Annotated in this window: 18 protein-coding genes; all 18 read left to right on the top strand. The window is 34.1% G+C overall.

The window, feature by feature from the left end; translation table 11 throughout:
• Positions 1 to 1,103, top strand: a 1,103-nt coding sequence (locus EVI01_RS13695; RefSeq protein WP_186808774.1) for an immunoglobulin-like domain-containing protein, incomplete at its 5' end; no start/stop codon positions are given.
• Between the two features lie 244 nt (positions 1,104 to 1,347).
• Positions 1,348 to 3,813: a MucBP domain-containing protein gene (locus EVI01_RS09260; protein WP_010750682.1), complete on the top strand. Its 2,466-nt coding sequence runs from the start codon at positions 1,348 to 1,350 to the stop codon at positions 3,811 to 3,813.
• Between the two features lie 14 nt (positions 3,814 to 3,827).
• On the top strand, positions 3,828 to 4,148 hold the full coding sequence (locus EVI01_RS09255; RefSeq protein ID WP_010750681.1) for an LPXTG cell wall anchor domain-containing protein: 321 nt from the start codon (positions 3,828 to 3,830) through the stop codon (positions 4,146 to 4,148).
• 2 nt (positions 4,149 to 4,150) lie between these two features.
• Positions 4,151 to 4,735 carry a WxL domain-containing protein gene (locus EVI01_RS09250; RefSeq protein ID WP_010750680.1) on the top strand — a complete coding sequence of 195 codons (585 nt, stop codon included), beginning with the start codon at positions 4,151 to 4,153 and terminating at the stop codon, positions 4,733 to 4,735.
• Between the two features lie 124 nt (positions 4,736 to 4,859).
• Positions 4,860 to 5,855, top strand: a complete 996-nt coding sequence (locus EVI01_RS09245; protein WP_010750679.1) for a WxLIP family cell surface protein — start codon at positions 4,860 to 4,862, stop codon at positions 5,853 to 5,855.
• A 956-nt stretch (positions 5,856 to 6,811) separates the two neighbouring features.
• Positions 6,812 to 8,248 (top strand): polysaccharide biosynthesis protein, encoded by a 1,437-nt coding sequence (locus tag EVI01_RS09235; RefSeq protein ID WP_010750678.1) that lies wholly within the window; start codon positions 6,812 to 6,814, stop codon positions 8,246 to 8,248.
• Positions 8,232 to 9,098, top strand: a complete 867-nt coding sequence (locus EVI01_RS13880) for a nucleotide sugar dehydrogenase (RefSeq protein ID WP_010750677.1) — start codon at positions 8,232 to 8,234, stop codon at positions 9,096 to 9,098. The genes EVI01_RS09235 and EVI01_RS13880 overlap by 17 nt, the downstream gene beginning before the upstream one ends.
• A 63-nt stretch (positions 9,099 to 9,161) precedes the next feature.
• Positions 9,162 to 9,563 (top strand): UDP binding domain-containing protein, encoded by a 402-nt coding sequence (locus EVI01_RS13875; RefSeq protein ID WP_010750676.1) that lies wholly within the window; start codon positions 9,162 to 9,164, stop codon positions 9,561 to 9,563.
• 4 nt (positions 9,564 to 9,567) lie between these two features.
• Positions 9,568 to 10,716, top strand: coding sequence for a DegT/DnrJ/EryC1/StrS family aminotransferase (locus tag EVI01_RS09225; RefSeq protein ID WP_010750675.1), 1,149 nt, complete (start codon positions 9,568 to 9,570; stop codon positions 10,714 to 10,716).
• An 8-nt stretch (positions 10,717 to 10,724) separates the two neighbouring features.
• On the top strand, positions 10,725 to 11,951 hold the full coding sequence (locus EVI01_RS09220) for a glycosyltransferase (protein WP_010750674.1): 1,227 nt from the start codon (positions 10,725 to 10,727) through the stop codon (positions 11,949 to 11,951).
• Between the two features lie 7 nt (positions 11,952 to 11,958).
• The gene (locus tag EVI01_RS09215; RefSeq protein ID WP_010750673.1) at positions 11,959 to 12,180 is read left to right on the top strand and encodes a helix-turn-helix domain-containing protein; all 222 of its coding nucleotides are present in this window, start codon (positions 11,959 to 11,961) and stop codon (positions 12,178 to 12,180) included.
• The gene (locus EVI01_RS09210; protein WP_010750672.1) at positions 12,170 to 12,895 is read left to right on the top strand and encodes a tyrosine-protein phosphatase; all 726 of its coding nucleotides are present in this window, start codon (positions 12,170 to 12,172) and stop codon (positions 12,893 to 12,895) included. The genes EVI01_RS09215 and EVI01_RS09210 overlap by 11 nt, the downstream gene beginning before the upstream one ends.
• Position 12,896: 1 nt before the next feature.
• On the top strand, positions 12,897 to 14,069 hold the full coding sequence (locus EVI01_RS09205; RefSeq protein ID WP_010750671.1) for a glycosyltransferase: 1,173 nt from the start codon (positions 12,897 to 12,899) through the stop codon (positions 14,067 to 14,069).
• 16 nt (positions 14,070 to 14,085) lie between these two features.
• Positions 14,086 to 15,264 (top strand): nucleotide sugar dehydrogenase, encoded by a 1,179-nt coding sequence (locus tag EVI01_RS09200; RefSeq protein WP_010750670.1) that lies wholly within the window; start codon positions 14,086 to 14,088, stop codon positions 15,262 to 15,264.
• 123 nt (positions 15,265 to 15,387) lie between these two features.
• A complete protein-coding gene (locus tag EVI01_RS09195; RefSeq protein ID WP_010750669.1) occupies positions 15,388 to 16,863 on the top strand; it encodes a helix-turn-helix domain-containing protein in 1,476 nt (491 codons plus the stop codon).
• A 19-nt stretch (positions 16,864 to 16,882) separates the two neighbouring features.
• A complete protein-coding gene (locus tag EVI01_RS09190) occupies positions 16,883 to 18,418 on the top strand; it encodes an AcpB/EbpR/MafR family transcriptional regulator (protein WP_010750668.1) in 1,536 nt (511 codons plus the stop codon).
• A gap of 57 nt (positions 18,419 to 18,475) precedes the next feature.
• Positions 18,476 to 18,964, top strand: a complete 489-nt coding sequence (locus tag EVI01_RS09185) for a serine acetyltransferase (RefSeq protein WP_010750667.1) — start codon at positions 18,476 to 18,478, stop codon at positions 18,962 to 18,964.
• A 44-nt stretch (positions 18,965 to 19,008) separates the two neighbouring features.
• Positions 19,009 to 20,427 carry an oligosaccharide flippase family protein gene (locus EVI01_RS09180; RefSeq protein WP_010750666.1) on the top strand — a complete coding sequence of 473 codons (1,419 nt, stop codon included), beginning with the start codon at positions 19,009 to 19,011 and terminating at the stop codon, positions 20,425 to 20,427.
• The last annotated feature ends 7 nt before the right edge of the window (positions 20,428 to 20,434 follow it).

The following is a 20,434-nucleotide window of genomic DNA, read 5'->3' as shown; positions in this document are numbered from 1 at the left end:
CCTATGTGTATGAAGCAGATGTAGATCATAAGTTAACAGCGAATAAGTTTACTATCGGTAAAGACACTTACGTAACAGGGACAGCAGGCGCAGATATTGGCTACGTTGATTTATACATCAATGGTGTTTTTGCAAAACGTGCACAGGTAAATGCAGATGGTTCGTATAAAGTATATGGTACAGGAATCCAAAACAAAGCAGACGATGTCAAGGTAGTTGCATTAGATGCAGATAAAAAACCAATCGAACCCGAAGTCTCATCACCAGTAGAATTAGAGATTCTTGGCGAAGAGAATGAATTTAAACTGCAAACGAATGATTACACCTTTGGTGATGTGTATGTCACAGGAACGTATGATAATGACAAAGCAGATCGTGTGAAGTTATTAATTGATGGAAAAGTGGTCAAACAAAACATCATCGGGGCTTCTGATTCCGATCAATTTTCATTGAATGTAGCAGGCTATATTACTGGGATCGATGATCATTTATATGAAATTGCAGAATATAACGGCAACAATATTATCAGACGAACAACAATCAATGTAAAAGAAAAAGAAGAAGTAAACTATACAATTACAGCGAATGATTACACAGTGGGTGAACAAGCAATCACTGGTAGTTGGAATGGTGACAAAAATAGTACACATGTTGCATTGAAAGTAGATGGACAAATCGTGAAATTAGCTGAAGTTAATAGTGATGGCACTTACTCTCTTTCAGCAAACGGTTTTGTGACAAGTCCAGATCAAGATGTGGAAGTAGTACTTTATAACAAAGCAACGAAACAAATCTTTAGTTCAATCACACCAAAGATTACAATGGGTGTAACAGCTGAAGTGTTTACTATCGGAGAGGATAATAATATCATTGGAACATTTGATAGTCGTGAAACGACAGATGTAGACACAATTCGTTTATTAGAGGATGGTGTAGCTGTGAAATTAGTTAAATACAGTGCCTTAGCAGAAGCGGATCAAAGCCCCACGACAGCCTATACGTTAGCAGCTAAGGCAGTAATCACAGACAAAACGAAAACCTATAAGATTCAACATTTGAAAGATGGCAAATTACATTCTTCGACAACACTTTCTGTAAAATAATTTATTGAATCAAAGCGTTTTGGTTGTTCATTGATAAATATTTTATCTAAAAAAAATGTTACAGCATATGAATTTAAAAACGATAAATTCATTTCTTTAGATAAAAGTGCCATTTATAAAACAAGTAAAAGAAGTAGACTCTGCTGAGAATCAAAAAAAGCAGTTATCTACTTCTTTTTTTGTTCTCTTTTTTGTCTTTATTTTTAACATAATAATAATAGTTTTAATTTAGGAGGTGAAAACAATGAAAAAAAAGAGGCTATTTAAAATTCTGATTCTTTTCTTTTTACTTATATCCCAACCGATTGAGGGATTCGCAGTAGGTCTAGATACAGAGGATGCTGCTCCAATAATGGAGAATGAACAAATGGAAAAAGAAACTAAAGGTGCAAATCGAGAAACAATAGAAGAGAGCGATTTATTGCAAAGTGAAAACTCCTTTGTGATTTCGAATTATCAATTTTCCCCAGAAAATAGTTCGAGTAAGCCAATCACAAGTGGTTCTCAGATTGCTTCAATAAATTTTAATGTTACTTATACAGCAGATAACAATAATTCGATTTTTGTGTCAATCCCGGGATTTCTGATCAGTAGTTCATCAGATGTTTCGGTAAAATCAAACGTTGTTTCTAAAGCAGGGATCTCCTTTAATGAAAGTCCGATTTCTTCTCGTGGTGAATGGCTTATTACATTAGAACGAGTCAGTCCATCCCTTCAATCTGGCTCTGTAGAGATTCGTTTTATGATCCCTAAATTAGCTAATAACCTAGATGTTACAGGGGATATATCTATTAAAGATACGGCTATTAATGAATATATCCGAGAAACAGTTTATGTGAAGACACCTAAAATCATTAATGCATCCGGTGTACAGAATTCTATTTTGTATAACCGCTTATCAAGTGGTTCACAATGGGAACAAGGAAAAGATACTTTCTCTAATTATGAAGAAGGATTCATTTATTCTAGCACGCAATCCATCGGACTGATTTATGGAGGAGATTCTTCCCAAAATCCCTCAGTGATCTCGTTGTCTGGTCCCTTGATCGATAGTGAGAATAGAGGCTATGAATCAGAAGGTGTGATTGTCGAAGATATTTTGCCAGAGGGAGTAGAACTGGCTGCTCCAGCAGACTATGGGATTCCTTCTGGGGAAATGACGGAGAATGGGTTTGCTATCCAAATTACACAACTAAGCTTAAATAATGTAGGAAATTATATAGATGGAGTGACAAAATGGGGTACGAGTCAGGTTGGTCTAACTGAGACGACGAATACCAATCCTGAGGAAGGACAAGTCTATATTGGAAAAAATGAAGAAGGCCGTATTTATTTCAAAGCGAACCTCGGTACTATCCCGAATAATGAAAAATGGATCTTTCGCTATCATCAAAAACTGGTTGATTTACCTACAACTGCAATAGGCTATCCTGAATATATCAATGAATGTTTTGTATCAACAAAAGTAATGCGGGAACAGGGAAAATTTGCGGTTCATGCGGGGACTTGGCAAACTTTGCAGGAAGAAAAAATACCGACTTTCTATTCAGCGGATTTAAAAGTAGACAAAGAGTTAGTCAAAAAAAATGATTCCGTTCACTATACGGTGAATTTTGCTAACTTTGGTCAGGTTGCAATTGACGCCGTGATTATGGTTCCCCTAAAAATAAACGAACATATTTCCAATATTCAAGTATCAAATGCAAGTGTCACAACACAAGTCATAGAAGATTTTTTAAAGATCACAATTACACAATTTCCTGTGAATTCAAAAGGAACAGTCTCCTATGCCATCGATACAGCAGATTTGGATTATGGGTATCAAATCAATCAATCGTTTACGGTCTACTCGATTAGTGGCCTAGGTGGAACTTACCAAGGAAATACAGTGAAGACTGATATTTTAGCAGAGGTTGAAGCTCGCTACTTGGATGAAACAGATAATAAATTATCTGATCCAGAAATTCTATATGGGAGAGTAGATACAAGCTATCAAACTATCGAAAAACAAATTTCAGATTATGAATTGCTTGAACAACCAGGTAACAGCACTGGTTTATTTCAACAGGAAAGGATTCAAGTCATTTATCGTTATCGCCGATCGGTTGGAACCATTACTATCCAATACCTTGATCAAGATGGACAAGAAATTATGGATTCAAAATCGTTCAAAAAAAGTTATGGAGAACCTTATGAATACTTTCCAGAAGAAATAATGGGTTATCAATTTACTTCTGCAGAAAATGATAAAGGGATAGTGGATCAAGCAGAAATTGAAATAAAATTTCATTATCAAGGATTATTGTATTTTAAAGAAGTGCCAGAGATTATCTCATTTGGCACACATACCTTATCAAAAAATACAGATGTCTTTTTTGCAGAAAAATTTGAGCACCATCTTATTGTTCAAGATAATCGTTCACCAGGAAATAGTTGGTCCATTGCTTCAAGAATGAGCAAAGGATTTACTGGTCTTTCAGGAAATCAACTAAAAGATAGCCTTTATTATCTGGAGGAAGAGAAAGAACTGTTGATTTCAGATGAACTGAATGTGATCCATAGCGAAGAAAGTAAAAATCATGATCCGATAGATTTATCTGAGGCATGGGATGAAGCACATGGATTAGAAATGAAGGTACCTGCTGGTGCTGCGTTAGCCGAAGAATATTCCGCAACAGTGACATGGTTGTTACGTGATGTCCCTGCATGAGTAAGGAGGAAAATATGAAAAGTATTCGTTGGTTCATCCCTTTAAGTTTGTTCATATTATGTATTCCTATCTCAGCAAGTGCACATGAACAATCGAAAGAGTCAACAGCTACGGTAGGATTTTATCTTTCTCATTCTGAACAAGAGAAAGAAAAAGATAAGGATGGTATGGGTATAACTATAAAAAAAGATGCCGAAAATTCAAGTGAGAAAAAAATGTTTCCTAAGACAGGAAACAAACAATCGATGTTTTACCCGTTATTAGGAATTTGCTTTCTACTAATGGTAGGAAGCATAAAAAAGAATAAAAAAAGAGAGAGTAGAAGGAGTAATTAGAGATGAAAAAATTAACAGCAGTATTTGGAGTAAGTATGCTTGGAGCCACTTTAATGTCAGGAATGGGAGGATTTGCAGCAGAAGTAGATTCTGGCGAAAGTAATGGAGAAGTCGCTTTTGTCACACCATCAAATGGGGAACTAACGTTAGATCAAGTAACTAGTCTAGACTTCGACAATCATGAGATTGAAAAAATTGATAAAAGTTATGAAGCTTTGGATGACCATATGATCGAAGTTGCTGATTTACGTGGTACTTCAGCGGGATGGAATCTTCAAGTGGCGCAATCTCCGATGATGAGTAAAGAAACAAATACAGAATTGAAAGGTGCTTCAATTTCTTTAACAAATGGAAATGTAGCAACGTCAAATGCTGGCACTGCAATTTCAGTATCAGATGTAACGATCAGTTCTGATAATGAAAAAACATTAGTTTTAAATGCAGCAACTGGTGAAGGAAACGGTGTAACTACTGTGACTTATGGCAAAGAGGGCGTGCTACTTAATGTCCCTGGTAAAACTGCTAAGGTAGCGGAACAATATGTAAGCACATTAACATGGACATTAGTTGATGCACTTAATGCTTAATCAGGTAATATGAGCATTGTGCTAAAAGTATAAGCAAAAAAGGCAGTGTATTTGAAAGGAAAAGTTAAATTTTCAAATATACTGCTATTTTATGGAAATAAAGGCGATTATTCGGAGGGTTAAAATGAGAAGACTTTTATTTGTCATGTTATTGTGTGTTTCGTTTCGTCCAATCCATCTATTGGCGGAGGAGCAAACGATCTCGTATACGGTGAATACAGTTCCTTCAACGAAACAAGTTGATACAAAAAAAACATATTTTGATGTGAAAATCAATCCTGAAGAAAGTGAAGAATTAGTGGTTCAAGTACATAATTCTTCCAATACCCCTGTTATTCTTTCTATAGATGTTGAAACGGCCAAAACTAATTCAAATGGCGTAGTTGAATATGGAAAATACAATGGAGACTATAGTAAATCTTTACCTTTTAAAGTGGAAGATGTGGTGGAGTATCCATCTGAAGTGAAAGTAGAAGCAGGAGAAACAAAAGAAATTCCCTTTTTAGTGCAAATGCCTAAAAGTGAGTATCAAGGGGTAGTCGCAGGAGGAATAACAATTCAAGAAAAAAAGGATGAACAAAAACAGAGTGAAAGTTCTATGGCTATCAACAATGAATACAGTTATCAGATTGCACTTGTCTTACATGGAAAACAATCGAATGTAGCGCCTAATTTGATATTTAATGAGCTACAAGTTGGACAAAAAAACTATCGAAATGCTTTTTATATGACGCTAGAAAATCAATCGCTCACCTATATCAATCAAGCAAAATTCAAAGCGAAAGTATCAAAAAATGGAAAAAAACTTGAACTAGTGAATGCAGAAAAAGACAATATACAAGTGGCACCAAGTTCTATGATAAAATATCCCATATTATTAGGTGGTAATCTATTAGAAAATGGCATATATGATGTTGAGTTACAAGTGACTAGTGGAGAGAACACTTGGCTTTATACTAAACAAATAGAAGTAAAAAAGGATCAAGCAAGTAAATTAAACAAGCAAGATGTGACGTTAGAAAGTCGTTTTCCTTATCGATATTTGTTAATCATCGTGGTTATTATTCTAGGATGGGCTTATTATGCAAAAAGAAAAAAAGGTACAGAAAGTAAGTTTTAATCCCAATGCTGGACGAGAGATCTAGAAAAGACAACCGGCTATGGTAATAAGTACAAAAAATTATAGTCAGGTTACTGGTTTAGTTGCTGTTTGGCCAATTACAGTATACAAAAAGAGTATTTTATACCATTAAGTGAAACTCACCAAATGAAAGGCTATGTCAATGAGTTATAAGTAAAAATGTTAGATTACAAAGCACGACAATGGAAGAGAATAAAAAAGCTACATTGGCAGAACTTGGCAATATGGCTCAAATTGTTCACATGATCTTCAAATTTGATGATTTGTTAAGAAAGTAAAAAGTAGCAGGCCTGTGATTGCTACTTTCAGATGATAGACAAACCTTATATAAAAATAGGGGTTGTTTTTTTATATCTATATTTTTAAGTATAAAAGAGAAATCTTTCCGTGTTTCTTTATAAAAGAAGCTTTGATTTATTCCTTTAACGACTTCTTTCTTGTTTTGATTCGCATGTACTTTGATGTGTTACTCATCGCTTATTTTAAGAGTATCCGATTATTTTTCCCTTTTCTATTACTCTTTTGACTGATAAAAAAGACAAAGCATTAAACATAAGTACTTTGCCTATAGTTTGAGAGTCTGGATATAGAAATATTTAACTCCGAGAAATAAGAAGAGGTGAGCAGAAATTATTTTTCCAATTTTTGTTTATTTCGGTTTTTATTTCCAATAAATTGCTTCTGAATCTGCTATTTATAAGGTTTTAATGCGTGAGACAAAGAGATGCTTTATTTTTGTCTCATGCTTTTTTTTGCGTAGGAACAAACGAATTTTTGAATATGATAAATAACTTATTGATTATTTTTACAATCTAAAAACTTTAAACTATGAATTGTAAAGAAAAGCTATTAACAAAAATTCTAAAAAGAGAATTAATCTAAAAGGCTCAGCCAATTGAGAAAGAAAATTGATTCTTAAGAAAAGGGGTTATTTGATGAAAGTTTCAAAAAAAGTTCTGGTATTAGGAGGGGGGGAAGCTGCTCAACTATGGATTTATCATACAAAACATTTTCGACAAGCAGAAATCCAAGTGGTTGGTATTTTGGATGATTCGCTAGCAAAAGAGACCCAAATTGAGGAAGTGCCAGTCATTGGAAGACTGTCTGACCTAAATGAAGTGGTGCAAAGTTTTGGGATAGAAAAAATTATTATTGCGATACCTTCTTTATCTGTAAGAAAACGTGACAAGTTATTAACACACTGTGCAGATCTCAATCTTGAAACGAATATCTTGCCTGACATTTCTTCCATTATGTCAACAGAGGCGAATCCTGTTCAGGAAAGATCTGTTCGTTATTCAGATTTATTAAATCGTGAGGAACAAAAAATGAACGTTGCGAACCTTAAACGTTTTTTTAAAGGCAAGACAATTTTAATTTCTGGTGCGGGAGGATCGATTGGCTCTGAGTTAGTACGCCAAGTCAATAAGTGTCAGCCTCAAAAAATACTTTTACTAGGGCATGGCGAAAATAGTATCTTTTCCATTTATAAAGAAATACTAAAAGTAAAGACCTGCCCAGTTGTACCAATCATTGCGGACATTCAAGATAAACAACGGTTAGAGGAAATTTTTCAATTCTATCGCCCAGAGATTATTTATCATGCGGCTGCTCATAAACACGTCCCACTGATGGAAGGAAATCCCACAGAGGCTATTAAAAATAATGTGTGGGGCACGATGAATATGGTAGAGGTGGCAGATGAATTTGGCGTCGAAAAATTTATGATGATTTCTACCGATAAAACAGTTTATCCGACATCCACCATGGGAATGACTAAAAAAATCGCAGAGTGGATCGTCCAAAGTAAAAATACAAAAAATACCTCAACGATCTTTTCTGTTGTACGCTTTGGGAACGTTCTAGGAAGCCGAGGAAGCGCAATTCCTCTGTTCTGGGAACAAATTCAAAACAATGAACCGATTACAATTACTCATCCAGAGATGGAACGTTACTTTATGACAATTCCAGAAGCAAGTCAGCTTGTGATTGAAGCAAGTGAACAAGCAACAGGTAATGACATTTACATATTGCAAATGGGAGAGCCTCAAAAAATTGTGAAGATTGTCGAAAAACTGATTCATCTAGCTGGAAAAAAATCTGTAGATGTGAAAATTGCTTATACAGGTTTAAGGAACGGTGAAAAATTAAGTGAATCATTATTTGAAGAACAAGAAATGGCTGATATGACGAAAATTAATACGAAATTTTTCAAAGGTCATGCAATTATTCCCATGCATTTAACGGAAATGTTAAAAAATCTGGAAATGGTATTAGCAAATCAAGAGGAACCAGATCAAATAAAAGCAGTATTAGCACAAATAATTCATGAGGGACAAAAAGAGGAGCGTATCTATGTTAACAATAACTGAAGAATTAAAAGAAATCTATCTGAATAAAATTGAGACTAAAAATTTGCGTGTTGGTGTGATTGGCATGGGGTATGTTGGCCTACCATTAGCAGTGGAATTTGCAAAATATGGGTTGAAGGTCGTAGGCATCGATTTGAATGAACAAAAAGTATCAAGTTTAAATCAAGGGAAATCACATATTTTAGATGTTCCAGACTACGAAGTAAATCAATTGGTGGAAAATAGAAACCTACTAGCAACTTCTGATTTTTCAATCATTTCTGAATTAGACGCATTAAGTATCTGTGTACCGACACCATTGAATGAAAACCAAGAACCGGATACTAGCTATATTGAAGCCACAGTCAAAGAAATTGTTCGCTACCAAGAAAAGCCTTTATTAGTTGTTTTGGAAAGTACGACTTATCCAGGAACAACAAGAGAGTTGATTGCAGGAACATTTGAAAAAAATGGCCTTGTTTTAGATCAAGACTATTACTTGTGTTTCTCACCAGAGAGAGTGGATCCAGGAAATAAAAATTATCAAACAAAACAAATTCCTAAAGTAATTGGTGGGTTATCAGAAAATAGCACGCATATCGGACAAGCACTCTATGAAAAAGTAATTGATGCGGTTGTACCTGTCAGCTCACCTGAAACGGCTGAAATGAGTAAACTGCTTGAGAACACTTTTAGAAGTGTGAATATCGCTTTTGTCAATGAAATGGCGCTGATGTGTGATCGTATGGGCATTGATATTTGGGAAACAATCGATGCAGCTGCCACAAAACCATTCGGTTATATGCCGTTTTATCCAGGACCAGGTGTCGGTGGACATTGTATTCCATTAGACCCTATGTATTTATATTGAAAAGGAAAAAAAGATCGATTTTTCAATCAATTTATTGAACTTTCCCAACGAATTAATTTGAACATGCCTTATTACGTAGTTGATAAAACGATTGGCGCATTAGATACTATCAATAAAAATTTATCTGATGCAAAAGTACTGATTGTCGGACTTTCTTACAAAGATAATATTGATGATATTCGGGAATCACCTGCTTTAGATATCTACGATTTACTAATGGATGCAGGCGCACAAGTCGAAGTATTGGATCCATTTGTGACGAAGTTCAAAGATAAATCTGGTCAATTAGTCTTTGTAAATCAAAATGCTGAAGAAATTGATTATCAAGCGTATGATGTTGCGTTGATTTTAGCGAAACATCAAGGGATTGATTATCAACGTCTTTTGAAAGAAAGTCATGCAATTGTTGATATGAAACATATCTATCAACAAAAAAATGCGAAAATTTTTAAGATTGGCGGTTAGAAAAGTGGCACGTAGAATTTTGTTATCACCACCAGATATGACAGGAATAGAACAAAAGTACATTCAAGACGCATTTAATCAAAATTACATTGCCCCTGTTGGAGAAAATATCGATCAATTTGAAGAGGAGCTTGCTAAGTATACCAATTCGAAATATGCTGTTGCACTAAGCTCTGGCACCGCAGGATTGCATCTTGCTTTGATCGCTATTGGGGTAGTGGCTGATGATCTTGTTTTTTGTTCAGATTTTACATTTGCAGCATCTGTTAATCCTATACGTTATGTAGGGGCGACACCGGTACTGATTGATTCAGAATACGATTCTTGGAATATGGATCCAGAGCTCTTGGAAAAGGCAATTCTAGCTTATCAATCAAAGGGCAAACAAGCAAAAGCTGTGATCGTTACTCATATTTATGGAAATGGGGCTAACATGTCCGCAATTTTAGCTATTGCAAAAAAATATGGATTAAAAGTGATCGAAGATGCCTGTGAATCATTAGGAACAATAACGAAAGAAGGCATGACAGGAACACTAGGAGACATTGGCGTTTATTCATTCAATGGCAATAAAATCATCACGACTTCTGGTGGGGGAGCAGTTGTGACGAACAATCGGAACTATGCCAATCAAATCCAATATTTATCCACCCAAGCGAAATCAAAAGTACCGTACTATCTACATGAAGAGCAAGGCTACAACTATCGTTTAAGTAATGTTCTAGCTGGGATTGGTCGGGGGCAATTACAATCCTTAGAAGATAAGATCAAGCGAACAGAAGCCATTTACCAAACCTACCGAGAGATGTTTGCTGGAATTGAGGGATTAGCCATGATTCCAACAAGTCCAACCGATCAACGACCAAATCGCTGGTTGAGTGCTTTTACACACCCTACGATGAATCCATTTGGCCTAATTGAATTTTTAGATTCAAAAAATATCGAAAGTCGTGCCTTATGGAATCCGTTGCACAAACAACCGTATCTGATTCAAGCACAAACTGATTTTTTCTATCAGGAAGATAGAAAGCATCGTCCCGTTTCAGAACAATTATTTCAACAAGGCATCTGTTTGCCATCTGGCAGCAGTTTGACAGAGTTAGAACAAGAATATGTTCTCTCATGTGTAAAAAGTTATTTTATGGGGAGGTGAGTAGAAAAATGAAATTATTATTTTTTGTTTCTTCCTTTCCGGCTCTTTCAGAAACTTTTATTTTAAATCAAATCACTGGAATGATCGATCTTGGGCATGACGTCGAGATTTTGGCGACAAAAAAGGTCGAAACGACTAAGAAGCATCCAGAAATCGAACAATATGGACTATTAGACAAAGTGACTTATATTGAAATTCCATCGAATTTACCTAAAAAAGTATGGATAGCTACCAAAGCTTTTTTCAAGACGGTTAAACATTCTCCTAAAAGAGCAATTGGTCTGATCAATGGACGGAAGCAGGGAAAATTCGTTTATAGTTTGCGACCACTGATTGTAAATACGTACTTTGAAGCTCCTCTTAAATTTGATGCTATTATCAGCCACTATGGGTATAACACATTGTTATTGGAAATCATTAAAGCACAATATGAGAAATTTCCGCCCATCTATGGTTTTTTTCATGGAAATGATGTGACAGGATTCGTCCAACGCTTTGGAGAGGACATTTACTATCCATTACAAAGAAAAACAAACACGACTGCCTTACCCATCAGTGAGCAAATGGCCGATAGATTAGAAGAGTTAAATATTTTACCACTGAATAGAAAAGTTCATCATATGGGTGTTGATTTGACTAAGTTTCCCAAGGTGCCTTTTAAAGGATTTTCCGAAGAACTCCAGTTACTTATCGTAGGTCGCTTAACTGAAAAAAAAGGGATGGATATCACAATATCCGCACTAAAAAAGTTACAAGACAACGACTTAAAAGTGCAATTGACAATTATTGGGGAAGGGGAATGGCGTAATCATCTGGAAGAGTTAACGGACAAATTGCAATTAAGTGCTTCTGTTCATTTAATTGGTGCAAAAAGCCAAGAAGAAGTACGTCAAGCCATTAAAGAGGCGGATTTACTATTACTTCCAAGTAAAACGGCTACAGATGGGGATCAAGAGGGTATCCCAGTATCGTTGATGGAGGCTTTAGCATCAGGAAAATTAGTGATATCGACTTATCACAGTGGCATTCCGGAATTAATTAAAAATAACAAAAATGGTTGGCTAGTCCCAGAAAATGATAGTCAGCAATTGGCAGATAAAATACAAGAAGTTGTAAAAATGACGCCAGAAGAGTGCCAAAGAATATCGCAACATGCGACAGAATCAGTCGAACAGTTTTTTAATATAAAAAAATTAAATGACACGTTAAGCCAATTAATAAGAAGTAATCAATAGGTGAACGATGGATCAAGAGAGAAAAAACGATCAACGTGCATTTTTGGAACAATATTTTTTATCAACCAAAGAAGCAATTAATCAATTAGATGTCTCGCAACAAACGTTTTACGAGTGGATAAAAAAATATAAAATTGAAAAAATTGATCTGAATGGTACGATTCTATATTTCAAAGAGGATGTCGATTGGTTAAAAAAACAAGTAAAGGACGAGCGGGATGTACTGTGATATCCATAACCATATTATTTTCGGTGTAGACGATGGGCCACAAACACTTGATGAAAGTATTCAGTTGATTCAGCAAGCACAGACACAAAATATTTCACATATTATTGCCACTCCTCATATCAACCATCGTCAGTTTGACACAACACAAGCAGGAATCAAGCAAAATTTTTACATCGTAAAAAATGAACTTGAAAAAAGAAAAATAGATGTTTCTCTCTCCTTATCTCAGGAATTAACGCTTAGTGTGGATCTATTTGAAAAGTATCCTGCTTCTGTGTTAATTCCCATTAAGGATAATCAAAAGAATTGCTATTTTCTTATCGAAATTACTACGCTAGCCATTCCTTATTACTTTGAAGACACATTAAATTATTTACAGCAACATGAATTGAATTGTATCTGGGCACATCCAGAAAGAAATCTTGCGGTTCAATCGAATTGGAAAATTGTAAAAAAAATCAAAGAACGTTCAAATCTGATGATTCAAGTGACTGCGGGGAGTTTGTTAGGGGATTTTGGCAAAAAAGTGGAGAAAGTTTCTTGGAAGTTGCTAAAAAAAGGACTCGTTGATCTAGTGGCTTCAGATGCCCATCATGTTAGCAGTCGCCCTTTTCAATTAGACGAAGCAATGGCTTTAATTAGTAGCAGAGTAAAAAATGAAGCTTATCAAAGGATAGTAAATAATATGAACGTATTGAAAGGAGCAAGCTACTAAGATGTTGATTTTTAAACTATTGTTTTTTATTAGTGGCTTTATGATTTTTTGGGGGATGATTGGTTATCCTATGACGTTACTACTATTAGGAAAAACGAAATTAAGTAAGCGTCCTTTCTACCAAAAAAAGGAAGACTACTTACCAACAGTGACCGTTTTAATTGTTGCTCATAATGAGGAGACGGTTATTTTAGATAAATTAAAAAATGTTTGTACACTGGATTACCCAAAGGAACAATTAGAAATCGTTGTGGCTTCCGATCATTCAACTGATAAGACTAATGTTATCGTTGAACGGTTTATTCAAGAACATGGAGGAAAGAGAAGAATACGAATTGTAAAAAGCCAACAACGGGGTGGGAAAACAAATGCGCAAAATGAGGCGGTTCAGACGATTCAATCAGAAATTATTGTCTTTACAGATGCCAATGCCATGATTGATACACACGCATTAAAAAAAATTGTTGATCCTTTTCAAGAGCCAAGTATTTCTTATACAACCGGACAATTGGTGTATATCAATAAAGAGCGTTCTGCAACCAGTGCCTCAGAGGATAGCTATTGGTCATTAGATACAAAAATTAGAGAAATTGAGGGACGAATCCAAACAATTACTGCTGGAAATGGGGCTTTGTATGCTTGTAGAAAGAGTGAATATATCGAATTTCCTCCCATTGAAAGCCATGATAGCTCGATGCCACGAGCATTTGCTTTAAAGAAACAACGTGCGATTGCTGTTAGTGATGCTTTTGTTTATGAAAAAGCAGGGGAAACAAGCGAAGATGAATTTCAACGAAAAGTAAGAATGAATCGAGTAATCATTCAATCAATCATGGCTACAAAAGAGACAAGTAACCTATTTAAGTATGGCTGGTATTCTTTTTTTTATTTTGGCCATCGTACAAGCCGTTATCTTTTGTGGTTCAACCATTTGCTTTTCCTAATTACTTCGTTAATCCTTTTTAAAACGAGTCTTTTTTTTGAAGTGATGACCTACGTTCAGCTCATCTTTTATATTTTAGCGATCATTCCCATTGTTTTACCAATTCGTCAACACAAATTGTGTCTACCTTATTATTATATGTTGACTATTTGGGCGCAGGCTGTAGGAATATATCGAGTTTTACGAAAACAATCAAAACCAGTTTGGGAATCTGCTAAAACCACAAGATAGAAAGGTGAAATTCATATTGACAGAAAAATTAAAAATCGGTGTTATTGGATTGGGCTATGTAGGTCTGGCTAACACCTTACTTTTAGGTCAAGAAAATCAAGTGATTGCTTATGATCTAGATAAAGAAAAAATAAAATTATTAAAAAGTGGCAAGTCGCCAATTGAAGATACAGAAATACAAGATTATTTAGCGGAAAAGAATGAACATATTCAATTTACACAAGACTTTTCAGAAGCGATTGAAGGAAGTCATTTAGTTCTAATCGCTACGCCGACGAATTATGATGAGGAAACGAACGTTTTTGATACTAGTTCCATTGAGTCATCCATTGCTAAAGCGATTCAGATCAACCGAAAAGCAATCTTTTTGATTAAATCAACGATTCCGATTGGTTATACAGAACACTTGAGAAAGAAGCTAGCGTATGAACAAATTATTTTTTCTCCTGAATTTTTAAGAGAAGGACGAGCATTATACGATAATTTATATCCAAGTCGAATAATTGTCGGCGATCAAACGTTTTTAGGTGAAAAAATTGCAGAGTTATTTAAAAAATCAATCAAACAACAGGACGTACCGATTGTTTATATGGAGGCAAAAGAAGCGGAGGCAGTGAAACTTTTTGCAAATACTTATCTAGCCATGCGTATTGCTTATTTTAATGAACTTGATACGTATGCTGAAATACACGGACTCAATACTGAAAAGTTAATCAGGGGAATCGGTCTAGATCCTAGAATTGGCGATTATTATAATAACCCATCATTTGGCTATGGTGGTTATTGTTTACCTAAAGATTCAAAACAATTGGAAGCTAATTTTGAACATATTCCAAATAGAATTATTCATGCGATCGTAGAAGCAAATGAAGTACGTAAGGAATTTATTACCAATCAAATTATGAAAAAGCAAGCAAAAGTAATAGGTATTTATAAGTTGGCTATGAAAAAAGGATCAGATAACTATCGTCAATCAGCCATTCAAACAATTATTTCTTTATTAAAAGACAACGGAAAAGAAGTCATTATCTATGAACCTAGTTTTTCCGCTGATTCTTTTGATGGATGTCCTGTTATGCAAGATTTTATAGAATTTGAAAAAAACAGTGAATTAATTGTCGCAAATCGCATGGATTCAATTTTACAACCTATTGCAGAAAAAGTGTATACGAGAGATTTATTTAATAGAGATTAAACAAATAATTATACCGTTAAAATAAAGAAATAAAAACCGAATCTGCAAGTTATTAATGATATTTAATCAAACTATTTTTTCTCTTTCATTCTTTAAATTTAAAGAATGAAAGGAGTTATAGTCATGGATTATCGTTTTTTTGGAAAAGATTGTTATATAAAAAGTGAAATACTAAGAGTCTTATATGGAACAGATGAATGGCAAACCACAAATAAAATTGCAAATAAACTTGGTATAGGAAGTAGAACGGCATTTAGGCACATCAATGAATTAGAACTAGAAATAAAAAAATTTAAAAACAAAAAATTATCATTGATTATCAAACAAGGAAGAGGAATCCGACTTTTATGCGAGGAGCCTACTCTATATAAAATGTTTATTAGTTATTTATGTAGTCAATCAATCACTATGCGTTTAATTAGTCAGCTTTTAGAGAAAAAAATGGTTTCTCAAATGAGTTTATTGAATGAATTTTTTGTTAGTGAAACAACATTAAAGCGTCACTTAAAATTCATTAATTCTTATTTGAAAGAATACCACGTTGAAATTTTATTAAAAAGAGGAAATGTTTATTTAAAAGGTGACGAATATAGCATACGAGCAGGGTTTTATCGAATTTATTGGCAAATATTTGGGCTACTCGAATGGCCGTTTAAATCATTAAATAAAAGAAAATTGTCGGATTTTCTTTCAATAGTGGCTGAGGTCTATCAGGTTCAATTAAATCCTTCGACACAACTGCAATTAATGTTTGTCCTAGCAATTAATATTTTACGTTTTAGAAGTAAAAATGAAATTCAAATTTCTACAAAATATATTGCCTATTTTGAAATTACTAAAAGTTTTCCCATTTCAGCAGAAGTGATGACCAAATGGTTAAGAGAATTATATATGAGTAGAAAGGAATTATTTTTCTTTTTGCTTTATTTGCAAACAAGAGTCAGTTTTTATAAAGAAGAACGAGTTCTTGAAACATTCCTACAACAACATAAAAACTTGAATACGCCAGTATATCAACAAACTGAAAAAGTGATCGATTTTATCAATACATTAGCGATCAATACACCTGAATTTATTAGCTCATCACTTTTAGCAGCTCATCTACATGTTGAGCTATTTCCATGTTTTAAAAAGGATATATCAGGAATGTATCTAGTAGGTGGTGAACAGTCTCCCTCTGAGCTACAGTTTTTAGCACAATCATTAGCTCAAAATTTTGTCAAAGAAGTAGGCTGTCAAAGTTATCTAACAGATATCTACCTTTATTTTCTTCATACGACTGATCCTCAAAATTCAAAAAGCGAAATCCAAATATTTGTGGATACCGATTTGGTCTTTATTCAAGAGCAGAAATTAATGGCTAAGATAAAAAAACTATTGAATGAATTTCATCCTGTTAATGTGTATAAGTACACAGGTCAAGCATTAACGAATAATCAATTGATTTTTTCAAATTATTATTTGCCAGAAAATTTAATTAGTACGTATCGAGAACAGATTCTATTTATTGAAAATGAATTTTCTCTAAATGATTTGCAAAACTGTATTGAAAAAGTGGCGAGTATTGTGACAGATCTTTCATATAATGATCGAATGTAATAAAAAGTGGGGGAGAACAATGGTAAATGATTCACCTAGTTATTTTGAGTTATTTGATACAGCAATTCTTTTAGAAAGAGAATTGCTGTTGTTACTACAAAAAGAAGATCGTTGGTTTAGTACAGAAGAAATCAGTGAAGCATTGGATATAAAGAATAATACAACGTTGCGCATCATTAAACGATTAGAAGGAGATATACTTGAGCTTAGTGAAAATAGCTTAGAGATACAAATATCAAAAGGAAAAGGGGTTCGTTTAGTTAAAGATATTGATGAAGACATCAAGAAATTTTTAGGAATCATCTTTTCTCAAACGCCGATTATGCAAATGATTGTGTCAATTTTTAATGGAGAGTTTGGGACAGTAAAAAAATATGCTCAAAATAATTTTATTAGTGAAGCAACTGTACGACGACATTTAATAAAAATACGTAAATTTTTGGAACCTTATCACATTCAGATAGCTAGAGAAACGGCTGAGGTAAAAGGAAAAGAATCCCAAATCAGAATGTTTTTGAACTTAATGTATTGGCGATTATATGCAGGAACAGACTGGCCCTTTCAAGGAATAGAACAACACGCAGTGTATAACATCGTGAATCGTTTTTTAGATAAAATCAATAGTACTCATTCTATTTCTGAAATTTATCGGGAAAGAATCGCTTATTACGTTAGCATAACCCTTATGCGTACAAGAAAGGGTAATTTTGTACAATTTCAACCGGAATGGGATATCTATATTGATGAAAATGAATCTTATCAAGAATTTGAAGAAATTATGAAAGAATTTAGAGGAGACATAAATACAAAATATCCAGAGATTCCTTTTCATTATGTTGTCTGGACATCATTCTTTTCTGCTTATACACTTTCAAAATTTGTTCCTCAATTTATTGAAAGCCAAATAAAAAAGAAATCTGTTCTCTACCAAACAACAAGATTGATGTTAACTGAATTTGAAAAAGTCTTCTTCCACATTCCTCGCGACAATTATGAACTTTTAGAGTCATATGTGTATTCTACCCATTCTTTCTGCTATAATTTCTGGAATTTTAGTACAGAAATCGTACCACTTGGACTTAGTAAAAAAGTACCAATATTAGAAAGAAAGCTTGCACATTTTATTGATTATCTATATGAAATATCTGGAAATCCAATTTTTCTAGAGCGTAAGCAACTTACCTACCGTTACTTCTTATTTTTTTCCCATATAGAAAATGTGATGAAATATGAACAGAAAATTTATTTGATTTTAGAAAGTGATTTACCTATTCTTTTGAAAAAAAATATGATGAATTCAATCACTCATTATTTAGGAACCCAATTTAATCTTTCTTTTGTAACAGATAATCAAGCCGTTTTTTCTCAACCTGTAGATATCGTGTTAACGACCAATGCATCGACTACAGTGGACAAAAAATATAGCAATACAAAGATTGTTAACATTGATCGAAATCTGTCGATTCATGATATTCATCGTGTATCAGAAGTTTGTCAGGAAATCATTGAACAAAAATCAGGGCATACTGCAAATACAAACGTACTTGTAATCTAAAAGTAAAGTTGTTGGCATACATTGCGTTTTGCAATGTAACAGAAAAAGGAGAAAAAAATGAAAAGACATAAAAGTAAAGAAATATGGGCGAAGATATTATTTGCTATCTATAGTTATGGTCATTATATTAAAACGTCCATCCGTCAGCCGTTGCTTCGGAAAATATTGCTTTTGCCCTATGCTATATTAGATTTTCTGATTGTTAGGGGAGTGCTGAATTGCTTATTCCCTTATCAACTAGAAGTAGGAAAAGGACTAACCATCTGGCATCCATACGGCATAGTGATTCATTCTCAAGCAATTATTGGTGAAAATGTAACGATACGGCAACATGTAACAATTGGTAAAGCCCATGATGAAGGTGGGTTACCAATTATAGGAAACAATGTCTCAATTGGTGCTGGTGCAATAATAATTGATGAGATAAAGATAGGAGATAACACGGTCATCGGTGCGAATGCAGTCGTTACGAAAAGTTGTCCAGAGAACGCTGTGTTAGTTGGTGTGCCAGCTAAGAACATTAGTAACTCGCATGTTGAAATGTAATAATTGTTTACTTTGAGGTTTACTATTTTAGAAAGGAACACTACATGAAAAAAGTTTTTTCTAATTTTATTTACCAAGCTTTATATCAATTAATGAAAATAATCATCCCTATTTTGACGATTCCAATCGTTTCTAGAACCTTAGGACCACAAGGATTAGGGATTTATAATTATACTTACTCGATTGTTTCTTACTTTATTTTATTTTCTGGGTTAGGAATTACCTTATATGGTAGTAGAGAAATCGCCTTGGCAAGGGATGATAAGGAAGCATTAAGTCGTGTCTTTTGGGAAATTTTCAATTTGAAAGCTTTACTTGTTTTGATAAACTTCCTGCTATTTGTCGCTCTGGCTAGCCAATTAAATTATGCGGGTTACTTTTATTTGCAGAGTTTATCAATTATTTCCGTTTTATTTGATGTTTCTTGGTTTTATATGGGCATGGAAGATTTTAAGCGAACGATGTTAGCCAATATTTTTTCGCAAATCTTTGTGTTCTTTTTGATCATTATGAGTGTCAAAACGGCAGATGATTTAGGTAAGTACGTGTTTATTCAATCCCTTAGTTTTGTTTTACCACAAATCTATCCTTGTTGGTATTTAAAAAAATATATTACTTTTAAAAAGACAAAGTTAAAAGCTGTTCTTGGACATTTGAAATCCGCTGTCCATTTTTTCATCCCACAAATCGCCATCATTATTTACACGACTTTGAATAAAACCTTACTTGGTGTTTTTGTAGGACCAACAGAAGTTGGCTATTACACGAGTTCTCTGACGATGAATATGGTATTTATTACATTGATTACGGCATTTGATACGGTGATGTTGCCAAGGATGAGTAACATGTATAAAAATAGCCATCAAAGTAAAATGATTACCACACTTGAGAAAACTACGGATGGGCAATTGTTTTTTTCGATTCCCATTATGTTTGGCATGCTAACGATTTTTGACAAATTTGTTCCATGGTTTTTAGGGGAGAAATTTACTTTTGTGAATCAGCTTATTCCCGTTTTTTCTGTACTTATTGTTGTTGTTCCTCTCAGTATGGCGATTTCAAGACAATACCTGATTCCTGTTGGTAAGGTTAGACAGTATAATTTTTCTGTTATCTTAGGAGCAGTTATTAGTGTATTAACGAATTTACTTTTACTTCCGAAAATTGGTATATATGGTTCAGTTTGTGCAAGTATTTTTGCCGAGTGCTTTGTCCTAGTTTCAAGAATTACTTCGTTATATAAAGGAACGAATTTTCGATTTAACTATTTTCACATCATCAAATATATGATTGCTGGCCTGGTGATGTGTTTAGTGACTAGAAGGATTACAGCAACTAGCGCACCTACGTTAGTGACGAATTTTCTGCAAGCAGGCTTAGGATTGATTATCTATATGAGTTTGACCATGGTATTTAGATGTAATTTATTCATTGAAGTCCTGAAGTCCAGTCGAAAAAAATAAAAATCAA

Origin of the sequence: Enterococcus villorum (assembly GCF_007990225.1) — a bacterium.
Classification (GTDB): Bacteria; Bacillota; Bacilli; order Lactobacillales; family Enterococcaceae; genus Enterococcus_B; species Enterococcus_B villorum.
The sequence above is the reverse complement of the archived record's forward strand: the minus strand, read 5'-3'. Positions and strand labels throughout refer to the sequence as shown.

Coding starts and splice junctions, on each gene's coding strand:
- EVI01_RS09260 (WP_010750682.1), top strand. CDS start 1,348: ATGAAAAAAAAGAGGCTATTTAAAATTCTGATTCTTTTCTTTTTACTT.
- EVI01_RS09255 (WP_010750681.1), top strand. CDS start 3,828: ATGAAAAGTATTCGTTGGTTCATCCCTTTAAGTTTGTTCATATTATGT.
- EVI01_RS09250 (WP_010750680.1), top strand. CDS start 4,151: ATGAAAAAATTAACAGCAGTATTTGGAGTAAGTATGCTTGGAGCCACT.
- EVI01_RS09245 (WP_010750679.1), top strand. CDS start 4,860: ATGAGAAGACTTTTATTTGTCATGTTATTGTGTGTTTCGTTTCGTCCA.
- EVI01_RS09235 (WP_010750678.1), top strand. CDS start 6,812: ATGAAAGTTTCAAAAAAAGTTCTGGTATTAGGAGGGGGGGAAGCTGCT.
- EVI01_RS13880 (WP_010750677.1), top strand. CDS start 8,232: ATGTTAACAATAACTGAAGAATTAAAAGAAATCTATCTGAATAAAATT.
- EVI01_RS13875 (WP_010750676.1), top strand. CDS start 9,162: ATGCCTTATTACGTAGTTGATAAAACGATTGGCGCATTAGATACTATC.
- EVI01_RS09220 (WP_010750674.1), top strand. CDS start 10,725: ATGAAATTATTATTTTTTGTTTCTTCCTTTCCGGCTCTTTCAGAAACT.
- EVI01_RS09215 (WP_010750673.1), top strand. CDS start 11,959: ATGGATCAAGAGAGAAAAAACGATCAACGTGCATTTTTGGAACAATAT.
- EVI01_RS09210 (WP_010750672.1), top strand. CDS start 12,170: ATGTACTGTGATATCCATAACCATATTATTTTCGGTGTAGACGATGGG.
- EVI01_RS09205 (WP_010750671.1), top strand. CDS start 12,897: ATGTTGATTTTTAAACTATTGTTTTTTATTAGTGGCTTTATGATTTTT.
- EVI01_RS09195 (WP_010750669.1), top strand. CDS start 15,388: ATGGATTATCGTTTTTTTGGAAAAGATTGTTATATAAAAAGTGAAATA.
- EVI01_RS09190 (WP_010750668.1), top strand. CDS start 16,883: ATGGTAAATGATTCACCTAGTTATTTTGAGTTATTTGATACAGCAATT.
- EVI01_RS09185 (WP_010750667.1), top strand. CDS start 18,476: ATGAAAAGACATAAAAGTAAAGAAATATGGGCGAAGATATTATTTGCT.
- EVI01_RS09180 (WP_010750666.1), top strand. CDS start 19,009: ATGAAAAAAGTTTTTTCTAATTTTATTTACCAAGCTTTATATCAATTA.